This is a genomic window from Ruegeria sp. CJ2, from assembly GCF_056536745.1.
Genome location: NZ_JBQFQF010000004.1, coordinates 170,187 through 187,485, shown reverse-complemented (window position 1 = coordinate 187,485; position 17,299 = coordinate 170,187). Strand labels below are relative to the sequence as shown.

15 protein-coding genes and 1 tRNA gene are annotated in these 17,299 nt (G+C 54.7%); 11 read left to right on the top strand and 5 right to left on the bottom strand.

What is annotated here, in order from left to right; all coding sequences use genetic code 11:
- Positions 1-46 precede the first annotated feature (46 nt).
- Both ACR0MS_RS07525 and ACR0MS_RS07520 read left to right on the top strand, forming a co-directional pair.
- Positions 47-122 (top strand) — tRNA-Lys (locus tag ACR0MS_RS07525).
- Between the two features lie 330 nt (positions 123-452).
- Positions 453-1,169 carry a sulfotransferase family 2 domain-containing protein gene (locus ACR0MS_RS07520; RefSeq protein WP_480571437.1) on the top strand — a complete coding sequence of 239 codons (717 nt, stop codon included), beginning with the start codon at positions 453-455 and terminating at the stop codon, positions 1,167-1,169.
- Between the two features lie 436 nt (positions 1,170-1,605).
- On the opposite strand, the gene ACR0MS_RS07515 is transcribed toward ACR0MS_RS07520, so the two are convergent.
- A complete protein-coding gene (locus tag ACR0MS_RS07515) occupies positions 1,606-2,775 on the bottom strand; it encodes a glycosyltransferase family protein (RefSeq protein WP_480571440.1) in 1,170 nt (389 codons plus the stop codon).
- A gap of 318 nt (positions 2,776-3,093) precedes the next feature.
- Here ACR0MS_RS07515 and rfbC point away from each other — a divergent pair, with 318 nt between their 5' ends.
- Genes rfbC through ACR0MS_RS07500 form a run of 3 tightly spaced genes read left to right on the top strand, consistent with a single transcriptional unit; the run spans position 3,094 to position 5,920 of the window.
- A complete protein-coding gene (rfbC, locus tag ACR0MS_RS07510; RefSeq protein ID WP_480571443.1) occupies positions 3,094-3,624 on the top strand; it encodes a dTDP-4-dehydrorhamnose 3,5-epimerase in 531 nt (176 codons plus the stop codon).
- 36 nt (positions 3,625-3,660) lie between these two features.
- On the top strand, positions 3,661-4,596 hold the full coding sequence (locus ACR0MS_RS07505; protein WP_480571447.1) for an NAD-dependent epimerase/dehydratase family protein: 936 nt from the start codon (positions 3,661-3,663) through the stop codon (positions 4,594-4,596).
- Between the two features lies 1 nt (position 4,597).
- Positions 4,598-5,920: a protoporphyrinogen/coproporphyrinogen oxidase gene (locus tag ACR0MS_RS07500; protein ID WP_480571450.1), complete on the top strand. Its 1,323-nt coding sequence runs from the start codon at positions 4,598-4,600 to the stop codon at positions 5,918-5,920.
- A 15-nt stretch (positions 5,921-5,935) separates the two neighbouring features.
- Here the strand turns inward: ACR0MS_RS07500 and ACR0MS_RS07495 are convergent, their stop codons facing one another.
- The 3 genes from ACR0MS_RS07495 to ACR0MS_RS07485 form a co-directional block, all read right to left on the bottom strand.
- Positions 5,936-6,946, bottom strand: a complete 1,011-nt coding sequence (locus ACR0MS_RS07495; protein ID WP_480571960.1) for an NAD-dependent epimerase/dehydratase family protein — start codon at positions 6,944-6,946, stop codon at positions 5,936-5,938.
- Positions 6,873-7,787, bottom strand: a complete 915-nt coding sequence (gene rfbF, locus ACR0MS_RS07490) for a glucose-1-phosphate cytidylyltransferase (protein WP_480571453.1) — start codon at positions 7,785-7,787, stop codon at positions 6,873-6,875. Before rfbF ends, ACR0MS_RS07495 begins: the two co-directional genes overlap by 74 nt.
- A 192-nt stretch (positions 7,788-7,979) precedes the next feature.
- Positions 7,980-9,266, bottom strand: a complete 1,287-nt coding sequence (locus ACR0MS_RS07485; protein WP_480571456.1) for an O-antigen ligase family protein — start codon at positions 9,264-9,266, stop codon at positions 7,980-7,982.
- A 379-nt stretch (positions 9,267-9,645) separates the two neighbouring features.
- Here ACR0MS_RS07485 and ACR0MS_RS07480 point away from each other — a divergent pair, with 379 nt between their 5' ends.
- The 5 genes from ACR0MS_RS07480 to ACR0MS_RS07460 all read left to right on the top strand — a co-directional run bounded on the left by ACR0MS_RS07480 (position 9,646) and on the right by ACR0MS_RS07460 (position 15,649).
- Entirely contained in the window at positions 9,646-11,049 is a 1,404-nt protein-coding gene (locus ACR0MS_RS07480) for an oligosaccharide flippase family protein (protein WP_480571459.1), read from the top strand.
- Positions 11,050-11,357: 308 nt separating this feature from the next.
- Positions 11,358-11,570 carry a hypothetical protein gene (locus ACR0MS_RS07475; protein WP_480571462.1) on the top strand — a complete coding sequence of 71 codons (213 nt, stop codon included), beginning with the start codon at positions 11,358-11,360 and terminating at the stop codon, positions 11,568-11,570.
- 406 nt (positions 11,571-11,976) lie between these two features.
- Complete coding sequence (locus ACR0MS_RS07470) at positions 11,977-12,660, top strand: sugar transferase (protein WP_480591246.1); 684 nt, start codon at positions 11,977-11,979, stop codon at positions 12,658-12,660.
- Between the two features lie 41 nt (positions 12,661-12,701).
- Entirely contained in the window at positions 12,702-14,009 is a 1,308-nt protein-coding gene (locus ACR0MS_RS07465) for a polysaccharide biosynthesis/export family protein (protein ID WP_480571465.1), read from the top strand.
- Between the two features lie 125 nt (positions 14,010-14,134).
- Complete coding sequence (locus tag ACR0MS_RS07460) at positions 14,135-15,649, top strand: hypothetical protein (RefSeq protein WP_480571469.1); 1,515 nt, start codon at positions 14,135-14,137, stop codon at positions 15,647-15,649.
- On the opposite strand, the gene ACR0MS_RS07455 is transcribed toward ACR0MS_RS07460, so the two are convergent.
- Entirely contained in the window at positions 15,646-16,632 is a 987-nt protein-coding gene (locus ACR0MS_RS07455) for a glycosyltransferase family 2 protein (protein WP_480571472.1), read from the bottom strand. The genes ACR0MS_RS07460 and ACR0MS_RS07455 overlap by 4 nt on opposite strands.
- A gap of 225 nt (positions 16,633-16,857) precedes the next feature.
- Between ACR0MS_RS07455 and ACR0MS_RS07450 the strand changes: the two genes are divergently transcribed.
- A complete protein-coding gene (locus ACR0MS_RS07450) occupies positions 16,858-17,259 on the top strand; it encodes a GtrA family protein (protein ID WP_480571475.1) in 402 nt (133 codons plus the stop codon).
- Positions 17,260-17,299 lie beyond the last annotated feature (40 nt).

The window sequence follows — 17,299 nt, the reverse complement described above, 5'->3', positions numbered from 1 at the left end:
ATGACTTAGAGAGCGCCACGGATCAAGAAGATCCAAACAAAAGAGTGGGCCGTTAGCTCAGTTGGTAGAGCAACTGACTTTTAATCAGTGGGTCGCAGGTTCGAATCCTGCACGGCTCACCACTTTTTCAAACAACATCATGCACGTTGGCCTTTCAGGGCCGGCATTGTTGTTTCGGTGACGCCGTATATCCACAGTTTTCGCGATTTTTCTTGGGACTTGTGAAAGAGTTCCCCTTTGTGGTCATTGCGTTTCATCCATTTCCTGATGGTAGCGATCTGCTTTGCAATTGAGCGAACAGTAGCAAACAGGACGTCTGGCACGTCGGAGTCCTTGCCAGACTGGGACACGGCAAAACGGATGTGTTATCTTGCAAAAACAGGGCCATGCAAAAGGGGAATCGAACGTGCTGACGCGACACCAGACAGTTGCATGGCGACCAGAGGGTTAAGATGAAGCTTCGGCACCGTCGCCTTTTTTCCCCAACCATGTCGCAGGCCGCCTTCAAAGGGCTGAGGCTGCTCAGGCAAGGCACACCGCCAAGCTGCGATCCAAGGGCCGAGAGGTTTGTGTTGCGGCAACAGAAGGTGCTGGCTGCTCCGATTCCAAAAGTTGCCAGCCGCACTGTTCAGGCGATGTTCGCCCAGGCCAGTGATAACGCGCCGGGTCATGAGTTCGACAGCACGCCAGATGAGATTGCGGCCGGGTTTCCGGACTATTTTGTGTTCTCTTTTGTGCGCAATCCCTGGTCTCGGGTTCATTCATGCTGGAAAGACAAGATTGCTGATGCGGTGACGGCGTCAAAGCTTTCGATTCTTTCGCGGTTTGAAGGAATTCGCCCGTTTATGCCGTTCCCGGAGTTTGTCGAGTGGTTGGACAGCGATTATGGAAGTGATGCTGTTGCGGATCGCCATTGGCTGTCGCAGACGCGCCACTTGTCCACCAGCGGGGGAGTGCAGATCTGCGATTTCGTGGGCAAGATTGAAAGCTTTGACGCTGATCTCGATCAGGTTGAAAGCCTGACCGGAGTGACATTCCCCAGAATCGCTGCGCAGAATGTCAAACCTGCCGCAGACAGCTATCACGCGGCATTTGATGAGCGCACCCGCCAGATCATCGGTCGGCGCTACGGCGAAGATATAGAGGCCTTTGGGTACCGGTTCGATTGAGGGGCGCTTGCCAGTAGGACATCGGAGTCCCGCACCCATTTCCTGGTTCTCGGGCACCATGATCAAAGGCATTTACCCTGTCGGCCCATGGACACTGACGGGCCACTGTTTTTCATCTGGCAACAGTAGGCGCCATGCTCTTCACGCCGGTGAAACATTATTGCAGATATTCGCGTAGTATGATGTCAACGTACTGAAAACTATGTGTTTCCATTATGGAAACAATTCGTTTCCTCAAGAATCGTGGACACAGTTTTGCCACAATGTCATCATCTTTAAGTGGGCGGCATGTTATTGTTTTGAGCGCATACCGGTTTTATTCATTGACTGGTTAGAGGGGGTTGTAGAGTGCAACTTGCCGCCCCGCGACTTCCACTGCAACTGGTGTAATCGGACCTGCTTTGTGCTAGGTGTGTTGGTATGTGTTTCCGACGGATCAGGGTGCGCTCGCTACCTTGACCCTATCCGTTTGCGAAGGATCATCAGCCGCGTAGTCGGCTGCTATTTTTTCAAGCTGCTGACGACGTTGTGCCATCCCGTCTGTCTCGGGAATTTGCAGGTGTTCCAGAATCTGCGCCCAGCGATGCAACCAATCATGCTTTTGCGCTGCGGCGGTAAGGTTGATCCTGCGCATGCGGTCCAATTCTTCCTTGTCGTCCAGCAAAGCTACAATTTGGTCAATGGCCGCGTCAGGGTCTTCGGACAGCTTGATAACGGACTCGGGCCAATCGAAATACCGCGCATAGTCTTCGGTTTCCGGCGCGTATCCAACTTGGGCAGCACCGCCCGCTATGCCTTCTACGTGGCGGGGTCCCCATGCGATGTTGCCCTTTATCTGATCTTCGTGGCCGATTTTGGCGATATCGACCATGAACAGTTTGGAGTGTTGAACGAGATTTGCCAGCAGATCGCGGTGCACACGGTGTTGCGCGGTGACGGGCGGTTTGGTGGCCGAGTCATACAGGTAGAAACCGCCGCGTTCCTTGATCTTATGAAGCAACCTTTCGTGCAATTCCGGGCGTCTGCGACCCATGTAATAGACGTCGATCGGGCGGTCAGATGCCACTGCGTCTGGCGCAAAGCGAACCATGTCAGCCGCACCCGGCAGGTGAATGACGGGTTTCCCTGTAATGCGCGCAAGGTCATCGCAGGTTTCAGCAAAGGCGCAGCAGATCAGGTCAAACTGCGCAAGATATTTGATCAGGGGCAGATGAAGGTTCAGTTCCTTCGACCACACCTCTTCCAGAACGCAGACAGCCAGACCGCAGCGTGCGCGCCAGTTTGGGATCGCGTCCAACGCCAAAAGCTCTTCTGGTTTTTGCGCGTCGCAAAAGAACAGGTCGTAATCGCGATCCAGTATGGTTTTCTGCACGCCGGACGGCCAATGCCGGAACAGGTCCGAGCGTTTGGACAGCCACCGCTTGGGATTGAAGGGCAAACGGCGTTCCTTGACGCGTTTTGGTGCCAGAACTTCAGCGTTCTCAATGTCGGCTATCACGTCTTCGAACTCAAACCCCGAACAGCGCGAGACGTTGTCGTTCAGGCTGCGCTGGGAGAAGATCAGGACTTCTCTGGGCGTCTTTGCGGACGGGGCTGGACTGGTCAAACACGTATTCCTTGTAAAGTATTCCAGGTCAAATGTATTTCAGAGCCACGACGTGGCCTATTCAAAGACTTTCTTCCCGAACCTTTCAACTTGTCCCGCTGATCGCCCAGTAAGATCGAGATTTCAGCAGTGCCCGGACGATATCGGCTGGCCGCTTCAAAAACTATGGAAAAAATCTGCGTTGTCTGGTTAAGTTTTTACGTCTGGTTCATTTCGCGGGCTCTTATTTAGGGTCATTTCCTTTACCACTGATCCACGCCCGGTCTCAGAAGCTGAACCGCCCGATATTTGGTGACCGTTGGAACAGGCGGATGGTTAATGATTTTTACTGAAACGCCTTTGCAGGGCTCTTTTGTTGTCGATCTGCAGGAAATCTCGGATGATCGTGGTTTTTTTGCCCGCGCCTTCTGCGCCGACGAATTCGAAGCGCACGGTCTCAAGCCAGCGGTAGCGCAGGTAAACCTCTCATATAACGAGAAAAAGGGAACGATCCGTGGCCTGCATTACCAAAACCTACCTGCGGCCGAGGCCAAGTTCATGCGCTGTATCTCGGGGGCCATTTATGACGTCATCGTCGACCTGAGGCCGGACAGCCCGACCTATCGCCAGCATTTCGGAATTGAGCTGTCCGCGCAGAACCGCCGTGCGCTGTACGTGCCAGAGATGTTCGCGCATGGCTATATTGCACTGTCGGACGGCGCGCAGGCGTTCTATTCGGCCAGTGAATTCTACACACCCGGAGTGGAGGGGGGGATTCGATATGACGATCCTACTCTTGGGATACAATGGCCCATTCCAGTCAGTATTGTTTCCGAAAAGGATGCATCCTGGCCTTTGCTTGACACGTAACAGCCCACAGATTCTGTGACCGGAGCTTGAAACCAGATGAATTTGAAGGCCCAAAATTCAAAAGTGCTGGTCACTGGTGCCTCTGGCTTTATCGGTCGGGCCTGTGTGCGAAACCTTGCAGGTGCTGGGTATCGGGTTATCGCGACCTATCGAACCGATCCGCCGCCGCCAATGGATGGCGATGTGGAGTGGGTAAAGGTCGACATGGCGGACACCGCTGCGGTCGCGGACCTGTTGCAGCGCCATCAGCCCAGCCATTTGCTGGCTTTGGCCTGGTATATGGGGCCGGGCAACCAGCAGTCGCTGGAGAACTTTCGCTGGATACAGCATTCGGTGGATTTGCTGTTCTCGTTTGCCGAGGCCGGGGGGCAGCGTGTGGTGTTTTGCGGCTCGTGCATGGAGTATGATTGGAGCGCGCCCGTCAAACTGCGCGAAGGTGTGACCCCGCTGGTTCCGGCAACGGAATACGGCGCGGCCAAGGTGGGCCTTTCGGTTGCGTTTGACCGGATGTGTGCTGCGTTGGGGATATCTGGAGCATGGGCGCGGCCGTTCTTCCTGTATGGGCCGGGCGAAAACCCAAAGCGGCTTGCAGCAGATGTGATCGTTTCGCTGCTGGAAGGGCGAGAAGCCTTGTGCACGCATGGCCGTCAGAAACGGGACTTCCTGCATGTCGACGATGTTGCCCGCGCTTTGGTCGATCTGCTGGGCAGCGATCTGCAAGGCCCGCTGAATATCGGCAGCGGCACCGCGATCCCGCTGGCCGACCTGATAACCGAGATCGCCCGTCAGATCGGTGCCGAAGACTTGGTTCGGTTGGGCGCACGAGAAGCGCGCGCGGGTGATCCGCCCTTGGTCGAGGCCGACAACACGCGCCTGTGTCGCGAGCTGGGCTGGTCGCCGAGATTTAATTTGGAAACCGGAGTTGCGGATACCATCGCCTGGTGGCGCCGCGAAATTGTGAAAGAAACTTGATATGAGTAACGAGAACATAGTTATCCTTGGCTCTGGCATGGCCGGACTTGGCGCGGCGCATCATCTGCATTCTCAGGGCGTGACGAGCAGAATGTATGACAAGAACCCGTTCCCCGGGGGCCATACCGCGACCTTCGCCCATGACAGCGGTTTCATCTTTGATGACGGGCCGCATATTTCGTTCTCGAAGGACCCTCGCATTCAAGAGCTGTTTTCAAGCAATGTGGATGGCAAGTTTGAGAAACTGCAGGCTTACGTGAACAACTATTACCACGGCGCATGGGTCAAGCATCCGGCGCAGGCGAATTTGCATAACCTGCCGGATGAGCTGAAAACCCAGTGTATTCTGGACTTTATCGAGGCCTCCAAGCAGGACGTGGTAGAAAAACCCGCCAATTATCTGGAATGGCTGATCTCGGTCTTTGGTGAGACGTTCGCCACGCATTTCCCGGCTGTCTATGGCAAGAAATACCATACCGTTGACGCTGATCAGATGAGCACGGTCTGGATGGGGCCGCGCTTGTACCGCCCGTCGATGGAAGAGGTGATCCGCGGCGCGGTTTTTGCGGAAACGCCGGACGTGCACTATATCACCGACTTCCGCTACCCGACCGAAGGTGGGTTCATTTCCTATCTCAAGCCGTTCATGAAAAAGACCGACCTGCATCTGGATCACAAGGTTGTCGCCATTGATCCCGTTGCAAAAACTGTCCGGTTCGAAAGCGGCGTGACCGAAGAATATGGCAAGCTGATTTCATCTATCCCGCTGCCGGACCTGATCCCAATGGTCAAAGGCGCCCCCCAGCATGTTCTGGATGCTGCGGCAAAACTGGCCTGTACCACCTGCGTAACCGTGAATATCGGGCTGGCGCGCGATGATTTCACGCCTGCAACCTGGACATATATCTATGACGAGGACATTGTTTTTACCCGGTTGAGTTTCCCGCACAAGATGTCGACCCAGACCTGCCCGCCGGGATGTGGCTCTATTCAGGCGGAATGCTACTATTCACACAAATACAGGCCGCTGGACGTCGCGCCCGAAGAACTGATCCAGCCGGTGATTGATGACCTCGTCAAGATTGGCCTGATCGCCGAGGACGAAAAGATTCTGCACACGGATGCCCGTCTGATCACCCACGCCAACATCATCTTCGATCTTGACCGTGAAGAGGCGCTGCCAATCGTTCACAAGTGGCTGGACGAGGTTGGCATTACCTATGTCGGACGGTTCGGAGAATGGGGCTATCAGTGGACGGACGAGGCGTTCAAATCCGGTGAGCGCGGCGCCCGAAACGTCATTCAAGAGCTTCAGGCCGTCTAACGCGACGCGTGCCGATCACGAAGCGGTCGGCACGGTTCTGCGAAAGTCCTGATCCAGTTGGTTTTCCTGCAATAGGGCCTCTAACTGGGCCAGACGCTTGTATTTGCGACCTTCAAAATCCTCGACCTGCAGGTCGCAAGCTTTGACCGCATCATATAATTGCTGCGCCCCCCGGACCGCGTCCCATTTGGGTTGAAAGCCCGGGATAGACTTTTCAATCTTGGCCGAGCTGACCCGGTATGACCGGTTGTCAGGTCCGGCATCGGCGGCATAGTCGATTTTTGCACCCGGAACCGTGTCGGCCACGATCTCGGCCAGATCTCGGATCTGATAGTTGTTTTCGGTCCGGCAGACGTTGAACGCCTCGCCCGAAATCTCGGCAGGGTCGGCTTCGAGCGTGGCGAGGAAGGCGCGGGCCATGTCTTCGACGTGGATGATCGGACGCCACGGCGTGCCATCTGACATCATCAGGATGCGACCCGAGGTGTAGGCATGTGCGATCAGGTTGTTGAGAACAATGTCGAACCGCATTCGGGGGCTTGCACCATAAGCGGTGGCAAAGCGCAGGAAAGTGGGGGCGAAGCTGTCATCTGCCAGCGGTTTCAGATCCCGCTCGGCCAGAACCTTGGACACGCCGTAATCCGTCTGTGGGTTAAGCTGACCGTCTTCATCGACAAAATCCTCTCCGGCCCGACCATAGTTCGAGCAAGAGGACGCGAAAACAAACCGCCGCACACCAGCGGCCTTGGCCTGTTTCGCCACATGGATCGTGCCTTCGTGGTTGATCTGTTGCGTCAGGCCGGGGCGAAGCTGTCCCAATGGATCATTCGACAGGGCCGCCAGATGCACCACCGCGTCGAAGCCTTTGAGGTCGTCAACCGTCAGGTCGCGAATGTCCTTGCCCAGGTTCGGGATTTCGGGAACGTCCCCGCCGGGGGCGAAATCGGCCCGGTCAAAGAGATTTATATCGCACCCAGTCACCTGGATTCCCGCCTCGGCCAATACCGGGGCGGTGACCGTCCCCACGTAGCCGAGATGACCCGTTAACAGAACCTTTTGAATGTTCCCATGTTGCCCACGGTCGGTTGCCATTTTTCCACATCTCCTCAAGCCGGCGTTTGTCCGCCAGATGGTCCATACAATACCAGAAACCAGGATGGCGGTAGGCCATCAACTCACCCAATTCCATCAGCTTGGGCAGGGGTCCTTCTTCCCACATGATCTCGTCGCCATTCACGCTGGCGACGGCGTCGAACACTTCGGGCTCCAGCACAAAGAACCCGCCATTGATCCAGTCGGCCGCCGTCTCGGGCTTTTCCATGAAGCCTTCGACCAACCCGTCTTCGCGCACTTGCAGATGCCCGAATGTCGTCAGGGGGCGCACCATCGTGATGGTAGCCAGCTTGCCGTGTGATTTGTGAAAGGCAACAAGTGCGTCCAGGTCGACGTTTGAGACACCGTCCCCGTAAGTCAGCATGAACGTGTCATCGCCCAGATACGGTTGCAGTCGGGCCAGCCGCCCACCGGTCATGGTTTCTGTCCCGGTGTCGATCAGATCGACTGTCCAGGGCGGCATCTGCGCATCCAGAACACTGTTGTGATAATCGGGTTCGCCGAACAGTTCGCGCTTGGCGAAGTCGATCCTGAGATTCCCGTCATACTGACACAGATCGGAAATATAGCGTTTGATCAGGTCGCCCATGTAACCAAGGGCCAGCACGAACTCATGATGCCCATAGGTCGAGTAGTGCTGCATGATATGCCACAGGATCGGTCGGTTGGCGATTTCGACCAGTGGCTTGGGGCGAACGCGGGTTTCCTCGATCAGGCGAGAGCCCTTACCACCTGCAAAAATGGCTGTTTTCAATAGTGCCTCCCCAACGGATACTAGAACTCGGAAAAGATAAAAAACTACGAATGGCTAAAGTCGACAACACCGGGCAGGCCGCTGTCAATCTTTGAAATCTGAAGCCTTCCAAATATTTTGGAGACGTCGGGATGATGGATGTGATTTGAGCGTATTGCGCGACCTCCTGCCGTCCGATTGTCCTGATGTCCCTCATGCCAACGACGCGCCCCGCAATCTGAAGTCCGCGACGAGTGCTTTGGCGACAAGATTCGTTTTGGTCATGTACGTCACCAGCAAGATCCACATGCCGTCCAGACGCCCCAGAACATTGCTCTCGGTAATATTCAGAAAGATGAAGCCCACGCTCAACGCAAACACGAGGACAAAGTCGTCTCGGGGTTTCAGGTGCCGCAGGCAGTAAAACACCGAACTGTAGAACCGAAAGAAAGCGAGAAACAGCAGCACGACGCCAACAAACCCAATGTTCAGCCAGGTTTCGATCAGCCCATTGTGCGAATAGTAGGGCGTGAACCCCAGCTGGTACTGATTTTCATAGATGCGCATATGGGGGGCTGCGTCATGCCAATAGCCCGCATACCCAAACCCCAGCCAAAACCGATCCATAGCAAACGGCCAGGTCAGCTCCCAAATGGGAATCCTGTTGGACAGCGTGGGCTGGCGTCCGATCATCGCAAATAACGGCTCGGCAACGTCAGAGGCCAGGACCAGCGTTCCCAGCCCGATCACAAAGGCTGAAAAGAGCATGAAGCCCAAAGCCCAAAGGAACTCGAGCCGGGGCATGATCTTGATCATGAGAAAGCCCGAGACGACAAACAGCCCGATGATCTGCGCGGTTCGTGAATCGGAGGCGACCAAAAGAACAATCGCTGCGACCACCGTGACCTGAAAGAACAGGCGTAGCCGTCCAGTCGTGACCTTTATGGCGAAGAAGGACGACAGAATCGCCATCACGGAGTTCGCGCCCAGCTCGTTCTTGTGCAGGTAGATGCCGTTCCACGAGTTTTCCCAGGGCGGCAATCCACGTGCTTGCGGAAGGGCGCCAATAGCAGCCAGAGACAGGGCCATGGACAGCGCAAAATACAGCGCCACAAACAGCGCCAGACCCCGCATGGACATCATACTGGCCAAGGTCAGGCCGAACAGGGTGGTCGCGACCAAAGGAACGGTGCGCTCCATCGTAAGCAGGCGATAGTCGCTCCAGGATGCAGACAGCATGGCAAGAATGATCATCAGCACAATTTCGGGCGAGGCGAATACACTGCGCAGCAGGTGCCGATAATACAGAGCAATGATTGCAAGGATCGGAAGAAGCGTGAGGATCTCGATCCGATTGGCAAGGTTGTTGCGATAAAGGACAACCGACAGAATGTCCGATCCCACAAGGATCAGTAAGATCATGCAGATCATCAGGACGTTGCGGTGGAACGATGTGCCCGCCGCCTGCTGATAGGGGATACTGCTAAAGGAACGCCTCATGACACGGCCAACAAACCCAAATACCCAGATGCTGAATGCGCGATTCAGCAGATCACTCAGAAAACTATGAAACCAAGCCTAGCAAAGCCCGGCTGCACGAGTCCATCGTCGTGCTGTTTCCGTGCCGGTTTGCGCGCCGTAAATCCCAATTTCATCAATAAATTCAGCAAATCGACACCGCGCGTGGAATATGATTTAACGAATCCGGCCTCTGCGCCGGTTTGTCACGCCGCATTTTCACGGATTGGCCCGCAAGCTTATGGCAGCAGCCCCATTTGAAGTTTTCCGGGCGGCCTTGTGACTTATGAGTTGATGTCGGCTTCTGACGGTTGGGTATTTTTATGAAGGCTCTGCACCCCATCACGCATATCGGTTTTTCATGACCTGGTATTTTGTTCCCAGAATGCTGTCCGCATTCATGTCTGTCGTGATCCTCGTGGTGATGACGCGTGTGCTGGGGCCCGCAGAATTCGGGCGCTATACCCTGACCCTGCTGCTGGGCACGCTGCTGTTCTCGTTCACATTCTTTTGGCTGGTGATCTCTGTCGGACGGTTTCATCACGCCAAGGAGTTCGAAGGCAGAACGATCGGAACGGTTCTGGGATCTGCCGTCCTGATTGTCCTCGCTCTGCTGGCAATCGTGGCGATGTCTTACGTTGTTCTGCCCTTTGCCTGGGCCAACAGCTTTTTCTATGCGGCCGTGTTTTGCATCAGCCACGCGATCCATGAGATCGGTGCAGTTTGCTTGCGTCAGTATAACGAAGGGCCAAAATTTGCGGCTGTGACATTGCTGCGTCATGCGCTGGGCGCGTCATTGGCCGTTGCGTTCATCGTGAACGGCGGCGGATACGAAAGCGCCGTGATCGGTATTTCGCTGGGCGCTGCGCTGACAGGGGCATATGCGGTGCTTGTTACGGTCGGTCGGTCTCGCGTCTATTTTCCCAAACGGGCCGAGGCGAAAACATACCTGTTCTTTGGCTTCCCCCTGGCCGTTGTCGGGTCAACCTCGGTCTTTCGCGCCATGTCCACACAGTCGTTGCTGGCGGTGCTGGTCGGGATCGAAGCGGCGGGCTATTTTGCGGCAGCTCAGGCGCTGACCATGCGATCGCTTGTGCTGACGATGAGCACGCTGTCAAACGTGGTGGCGCCTTCCGTCTTTGAAGCGCATGAGGTCAAGGGAATTGCGCATTCCGACTCGGTTCTGGATCGTTACTTCTCGTTCCTGATGCTGATCTCGATGCCGATTGTCGTTGCACTGGTCAGCGCAGCCGGCGTGTTCGCGAACCTGCTGTTTGACCACAGTTTTGCGCAAGAAACGGCCGGATACCTGCGGGTTCTGGCAATCGCGGCTTTCGTGACGGGCCTTCAGGGGGCGTATTTCAGCTATTCGTTCATGCGATCAAAAAAGACCGGCCTGCAACTGGTGATCACATTCGGGACGCTGATCGTGCATGCCCTACTGTCACTGGCCGTCATCAACCTGTTCGGAGCACCCGGAGCATCCTATGCGTTTTTGGTCAGCAGCCTTTTCAGTTTTGTCGTGTATTTCTACATCGGACGGAAGGTTGATCCGCTGAAAGTCCCCGTCCGGGAATTGACCAAAGCCCTGATGGGGGCGTTGATTTTCGTGCCGTTCGGCGTGATGGCGGAAGGGTCCTCAACCCTCCTTATCCAGGCCGTTTTGCTCTTGGTCGGGTCTTTGGCAATGTTCGCTACACTTGTTGTTATTCGGCAGACTGCAGCCGTTACTGTCTGGAACAGGATACGGGGCCGGGTTGGTTAGCCAAACTTTGCCACCGTGGATAAAGTATATTTAACAATATATTAACCACCATCTGGCCACAGTTCCTTCAGTGTGTGGGCATAATTTTGCCCAGTTGCTGTGGGTTTCTTGAATCGGGCGATTGGGTCCCTCGTGGTTGGTTGAATATGATGTTAGATTGTCACTGATCTCAAGATTTTGTGTCACTTGATGGCTTATCGCGTGGGGTGATCTATATTCAGAGCCAACTGCCTGAACGCACAAGAGCATGAGGTCAAAAGGCAGGTGAAACAAAGATGACAAAAGACCGAACAAGAGCAACGTACTAGATGGTAATCGTTTATCTTCTCTCTGGGCCGCTTGTCGCCGTTCTGTGCTGTGTCGCGCTGATTCTCACGGGCTCGAGCACGGGGGTGGCTGTGCTGGGTGGATTGCTGATTGGATGCTTTACGCCGTTTCTGGTTGCCGTTTTGCATTTCGCATTCAGCCGCAAGTTGCGCCTGAAAATGTTCAGTAAACTGCCCTCGAAGATCGGTCAGTAACGATATCGGAAACAGTGCGCAGAAATGTGCCTGATTGTTTCCGTTTTGGAAACATTAACAGCCGGTTAACCACCCGTTGACCCCTCGGGTGCCCTGTTTCGATGCAAAAGGTTTCGGGCGCCGATAATCTCCAACAAATAAGTTGTCTCTTTATTTTAAAGGTGCGATCATGTTGCGGGGCAATAATCCCGGTCGGTGTTGGCACCGAGTCGGGGTATAACATGGGTGGGATCACGCACTTGGTGCGCTGTACCCCAAATTCGAGCGAATAGAATTTGTAGTCGCCGCTGTATCCGAGCTTAACGGCGCAGCGTGTGGCGAAGCGTTACGCGGTAAGTTTTGCCGCTGACGTTTTGAGTGCTGTTGTGTTGTCTTGGGGGTTATTATGAACCACGTTCGAAGTTCTATTCGGATAGAAGATTCTGAAATATGCAAACCAAATCAAAGATCTATTTCTGAAGTTGTCGAGTTCTGCAATTTAAAAAGCTTTTACGCCGTCAAGGGTAAACGTCTGCTGGACATTTTTCTTATCCTGATCGGTGCACCATTTGTGCTGCCACTTATTCTTGTCATTGCGATCCTGGTCAAACTGGACGGTGGCCCTGCCATCTATCGGCAACGGCGCGTGGGTATCGGTGGCAAGGAGTTTGACTTTCTGAAGTTCCGTTCGATGGTTCCGAATGCGGACCAGATGCTGGAGCAACATCTGAAAGAATGCCCTGCGGCGGCGGCCGAATGGCGCAAGCATCAAAAGTTGGAGAATGATCCACGGGTCACGCGGTTTGGCCGGTTCATTCGCATGACATCGCTGGATGAACTGCCACAGCTTTGGAACGTCCTTATGGGTGATATGAGCCTGGTTGGTCCGCGACCCATGTTGCCTGAACAGCAGGTTCTGTATCCGGGTCTAGAATACGGCTTGATGAAGCCCGGAATCACTGGTCTGTGGCAGGTATCTGATCGCAACGATGTCGAGTTTTCGCATCGCGCGCTTTTTGACAGCGACTATGCCAGGCAAATCGGGTTCTGGTTTGATCTCAAGATTCTGTTCCGAACCGTGGGCGCAGTGTGCAACGCGACCGGTTACTGAAAATTCCGGGCTTGTTGCCTGCAAGTTAAGTGGTGACCGAGATGACTTTTGGACTGTGTGAATTGTTTGGAAAAGCGTCCGGCTGGGTTGGGGATCAATTCCGGTCCTTTGGTCGTGGCGTGGTTGCGGCATTTTTTGTGCTATACGCCGGAGCCGCCTTTGCGGATTTCGATCTTGAGCCCGGCGACAACGTCCGCGTGACGTTTACGGGGCTGGATTACCTGTCATTTGAAGCGGCAATAGACGTGCATGGTTACGTGAACCTGCAATGGCTAGGTCAGTTCGAAGCACAGGGGTTGTCGCTGGAGGAATTGGAACAGCGCGTGCGTCTGGACGCCTCGGGCAAAATCGTAAAGCAATACAACAACAACGGTGAGATTTTCATCATTCAGCTCGACGGTGATGAGATCGAGATCTCTCGGAACGGGTATCGTCCGATCATCATTGGCGGAGATGTCGCGCGGACAGGTCAGATCGACTATCGGCCGGGTGTCACGGCCCGTGAAGCCGTCGCATTGGCTGGCGGTGTCAGAAGCCAGCTTCTGACGGATGACGTCACCATTGACCCCATTCAACTGATGCGTTGGCAAACGGCCTATGGTCAGGCGGCGTTGGATCAAGCCGAAGCGCTGACCCGGAAATGGCGGGTCACAACTGAATTGTTGCAAAATATGAACCATCCCGAGCCTTTGATCGGCGATGTTTCCGTATCGGAAACAGTTCTGGCGGACCTGATCACTGAGCAGATCAAGATTCGCACGGTGAACCTGGCCAATGAAACAGGTGAACGGCATTTCTTTGAAGATGCCGAGGAACAGGCTGGCCAACGAATCGCGATTCTTCAGAAACAAAAATTCCAACTGGCCAAGGCGCTGGCTGCCGACGAAGAAGAAGAGGCGCGGGTCGTCAGCCTTGTGGAACGTGGTCTGGCACCTGGATCTCGGATCGCCGATACACGCCGTACAACCGTTCTGTCCGCAACACGGCTGCTGGATGTCGACGAAGACCTTGCCGCGACCAGTCTGGTCTTGACCCGGCTGAGACGGGATCGCGAACAATACGAACAAGAGCGGTCGTTGCGTCTGTTGCAGGAGCGCAGGGACGCAAATCTGGCCATTCGGGAATCGACGCTGCAAATGGACACGATCGCCAAATATCTGGCCGGCGCGTCCAATGAGATGGGGATTGATAGTCTTATTACCGACATCGACTACACGGTGAAAATTTATCGCTTGGTCGAAGGTGAACTGCAGGCGGTTCAGGGGGACAAGCAAACACGTTTGCTTCCGGGTGACAGCCTGGAGATCAAGGTTGAAGAGTTGCTGCCCGAAGCGCCGCTGACCGAGTGACCTCAGCCAATACATTCTCAGTCAGAGGAGGCACATCCGGCGCGGCGCAAGTTTGAAAAAGTAAGTGACCATCTGCGTCGCCATAGCTGTTAAACGGGTAACGAATTTCGAATGTGGTTTTTAGCATGAAAAACGAAGCATCCAGCGTGGCGTCTTTTGGGGCCAGTGTTCCCTCTCAGGCTGATACGGCGCACCTGACCACTTTGAAGGCTTTGTTGCTGGTTGTTGCTTTTGCGATCATGCAGATGATACCGGCCGCCATAAACGGGTTTCCGTTCGTTTTCTTTGACACGGAAGGGTATCACAAAGCGGGCGGGGCGGTGGTGCAGACGATTGCCGGAAAGCCCGCTCAGGAGCTGATCGCTGAAAGTGCCGGATCGCAAGCGCAGAGTTCCGGCGAAGAGACAACTGCACAACCTGGAAACTCGGACAAGGGCGGCAAGTTCGCAGTGCCAATGTCACGATCCCCGTATTACGGGATTTTCGTGTACGCCTTTTTTAACCTCCAGCCCTATTTGCTTGCGTTTTTTCAGTCACTCATCGTTGGCTATGCGGCGTGGCTGGCTGTCAGGCAGTTGTGCCCGGTTGATCCTGTAAAACCCTATTTGGCCGCTGGTGCGGTTTGCGCTTTGGCGACACCGCTGCCATATTTTTCCACATATACCATGCCGGATATATTCGCGGCATTGGCCCCTATCTGCCTGTTCCTTTTGTGTTACGGCAGAAAGAACCTGTCGGTCCTTCAGCAAGTGTTCTGTTGGGTCACGCTGGCAGCCGCGGCTGCGTTCCATAACAGCCATATTCTGGTGATCTTCGGATTGCTGATGATCTTGCTGATCATGTCGATCTGGCCACGGCTCAGGCCCACGTTTTCCGGTCTGCTTGTGTCATTTTCTGCCTTTGGCGCAGGTGTGTTTGCGGTCTTTCTGTTCGCCTATGTCGCCTTCACCATTTTCGGAAGCTGGCCGCAGAGCATCCCCTTTCTGACCGCACGGGGGATCGAGGATGGACCGGTTGCGGAACTCATAGAGAATGATTGCGACCAGCATGGGTTCACAATCTGCGGTGCGGCTCCGTTGCAAAGCCGCGACTCGCAACATTTTCTCTGGCATCCGGACGGGTTTTTCCGGTCGTCTGATCCGGACACCAAACTGCAACTTAGCAATGAGGACGCTTCGGTCTTTTTGACGGCAGCATTGGAATATCCGGGGATGCAGATCGCGGCATCGCTGAAAAATTCGGCCGAACAGTTCGGCCTGTTCGGGTTGTACGAGTTTGAAACGGCCAAACGGGTCTTTCTTGAGCAGGCACCGCTGTTCATGAGTGAAACTGATCTGAAAAATTACGGGAACTCGATGGCTGTTACCGGGGCCTACCCGTTTGTTGCGTTATCGACCCTGATCTATGTGGTTGCGGCCTTCAGCTTGGTGACTGTGTTCTACATTTACGCGTCACGGCCTGTTTCAAACGCGGCCTTGGCTTTCGGCATCCTGATATTGGCAACGCTTGTCGTGAACGCTGTGGTCTGCGGTGTGCTATCGGATCCGCATCACCGGTATCAGGCGCGCGTTGTCTGGCTGTTACCGCTGTTGGCGACCTATCTTGTGTTTCACATCAATCAGCGTCGCGCCGGGACTTAGGGTTTGGGCGCCGCATATTGCAAATAGCTGAGGCGGCGGGCCTCTCTTCTGCCGCGTGAAACAGTGTCGAGGATCAGGGCGCAGGCGATACACACAATCGACATCAAAAACCCGGTCAGGGCTGCGAATAAGGATGGAAAGCGGGCGACCTGATTTGTTTCCAGGAACTCCAAAAGCACCGACAGGAACACAAGGCCCGAAGGGATGAAAATCAGCCCTGCGAGCGAGAAAAAGAACAAAAGCGGTTTCTCTTCCTTCACCAGAAATCCGATCATGCGCAGGATTCGCAGGCCATCTCCGTAGGTCGACAGCTTGGACACCGAATTCTCGGGCCGCGCACGATACTTGACCTGAACTTCATCAATCGGAAGCCGCATCTGAAGCGCGTGAACGGTGAGTTCGGTTTCGATCTCAAACCCGCTGGACATACTGGGAAAGCTTTTGACGAACCGTCGACTGAAAACCCGGTAGCCTGACAGCATGTCCTCGAGGTTTCGGCCAAAGAACAGCTTAACCAATGAGGTCAGCATCCGGTTGCCAAATTTGTGGCCGGGCCGATAGGCCGCGTCGTCCGAGTGTTTTCGCGCCCCGTTTACCATGTCCAGATTATTGTTCCGCAGCAATGCGATCAGGTCGGTGACGTTGCTGGCGTCATAGGTGGCATCACCGTCGGCCATGACATATACGTCCGCCTCCACGTCCGCGAACATGCGCCGAACCACGTTTCCTTTACCCTGATTTGTTTCGGACCGGACGGTCGCGCCCGCACGCTGCGCGACCTCGATTGTTGCATCCGACGAATTGTTGTCGAACACATACACATCGGCGTCTGGCAGCGCTTCCTGGAATTCAGAAACGGTCAGTTCAATCGCCGCCTCTTCGTTATAGCAGGGTAATATGATCGCAATCCGAACCGCATCATCCGAAGCAACGTGATCTGGGTTGCCACCCTTCAAACTCGAAGCTGCTTCCTCCTTCAACACGGCACTCATCCTCCAAAAAAACAAAAAACACGGATTGACAGAATATGTTTTGGGATACCAGATATTCACCTATGCCAAAAGAAAAATTGACATAAGGGTCAAAGCTCTAACCTGTTTTGCTGCCAATTTGCTGCGGTCTTTCCAGAGCTATCAGTGGGGTCCAAGCTAAACCCCGACCACTTGGACGTAGATTGTATTATCAAAGGCGGCGGTGGATTTGTGAACATGCCTTCCTCTCAGTTTTTCAAGTTTGTAATCGTGGGTGGCATCGCGTTCTTCGTGGATGCCGGTCTGCTGCTGCTGACAACCGAGTGGTTCAGCCTGATCCCTGAGATTGGGCGCATTATCTCTTTTTGCGGGGCCGTCACAACGACCTGGTATTTGAACCGAACCTACACCTTCGCAACCCTCAGCCGCCCGACGCTGAGAGAGTTCGCAAGCTATGTGTTGGCGATGAGTTTTGGCCTGGCGGTGAACTATGCCGTGTTCGTTGCGTTGATCAGGCTCAACGAGACAGCCGGCGCCTATCCGGTGATTGCATTGGTGCCCGCGACGCTGGCCGGGATGGTCATCAATTTTCTGTTTTCGCGGCGCATTTTGGGGTCGGACCAGAAAACGGAACAATGAAACCGTTCCGCAACCTGTGCTGATTGAAGATGCTTGCCGG

Excerpts from the sequence above, each read along its gene's own strand:
- ACR0MS_RS07520 (WP_480571437.1), top strand. The coding sequence starts at position 453 with ATGAAGCTTCGGCACCGTCGCCTTTTTTCCCCAACCATGTCGCAGGCC.
- ACR0MS_RS07480 (WP_480571459.1), top strand. The coding sequence starts at position 9,646 with ATGACCTGGTATTTTGTTCCCAGAATGCTGTCCGCATTCATGTCTGTC.
- ACR0MS_RS07485 (WP_480571456.1), bottom strand. The coding sequence starts at position 9,266 with ATGAGGCGTTCCTTTAGCAGTATCCCCTATCAGCAGGCGGCGGGCACA.
- ACR0MS_RS07460 (WP_480571469.1), top strand. The coding sequence starts at position 14,135 with ATGAAAAACGAAGCATCCAGCGTGGCGTCTTTTGGGGCCAGTGTTCCC.
- rfbC (WP_480571443.1), top strand. The coding sequence starts at position 3,094 with ATGATTTTTACTGAAACGCCTTTGCAGGGCTCTTTTGTTGTCGATCTG.
- ACR0MS_RS07450 (WP_480571475.1), top strand. The coding sequence starts at position 16,858 with ATGCCTTCCTCTCAGTTTTTCAAGTTTGTAATCGTGGGTGGCATCGCG.
- ACR0MS_RS07475 (WP_480571462.1), top strand. The coding sequence starts at position 11,358 with ATGGTAATCGTTTATCTTCTCTCTGGGCCGCTTGTCGCCGTTCTGTGC.
- ACR0MS_RS07465 (WP_480571465.1), top strand. The coding sequence starts at position 12,702 with ATGACTTTTGGACTGTGTGAATTGTTTGGAAAAGCGTCCGGCTGGGTT.
- ACR0MS_RS07500 (WP_480571450.1), top strand. The coding sequence starts at position 4,598 with ATGAGTAACGAGAACATAGTTATCCTTGGCTCTGGCATGGCCGGACTT.
- ACR0MS_RS07505 (WP_480571447.1), top strand. The coding sequence starts at position 3,661 with ATGAATTTGAAGGCCCAAAATTCAAAAGTGCTGGTCACTGGTGCCTCT.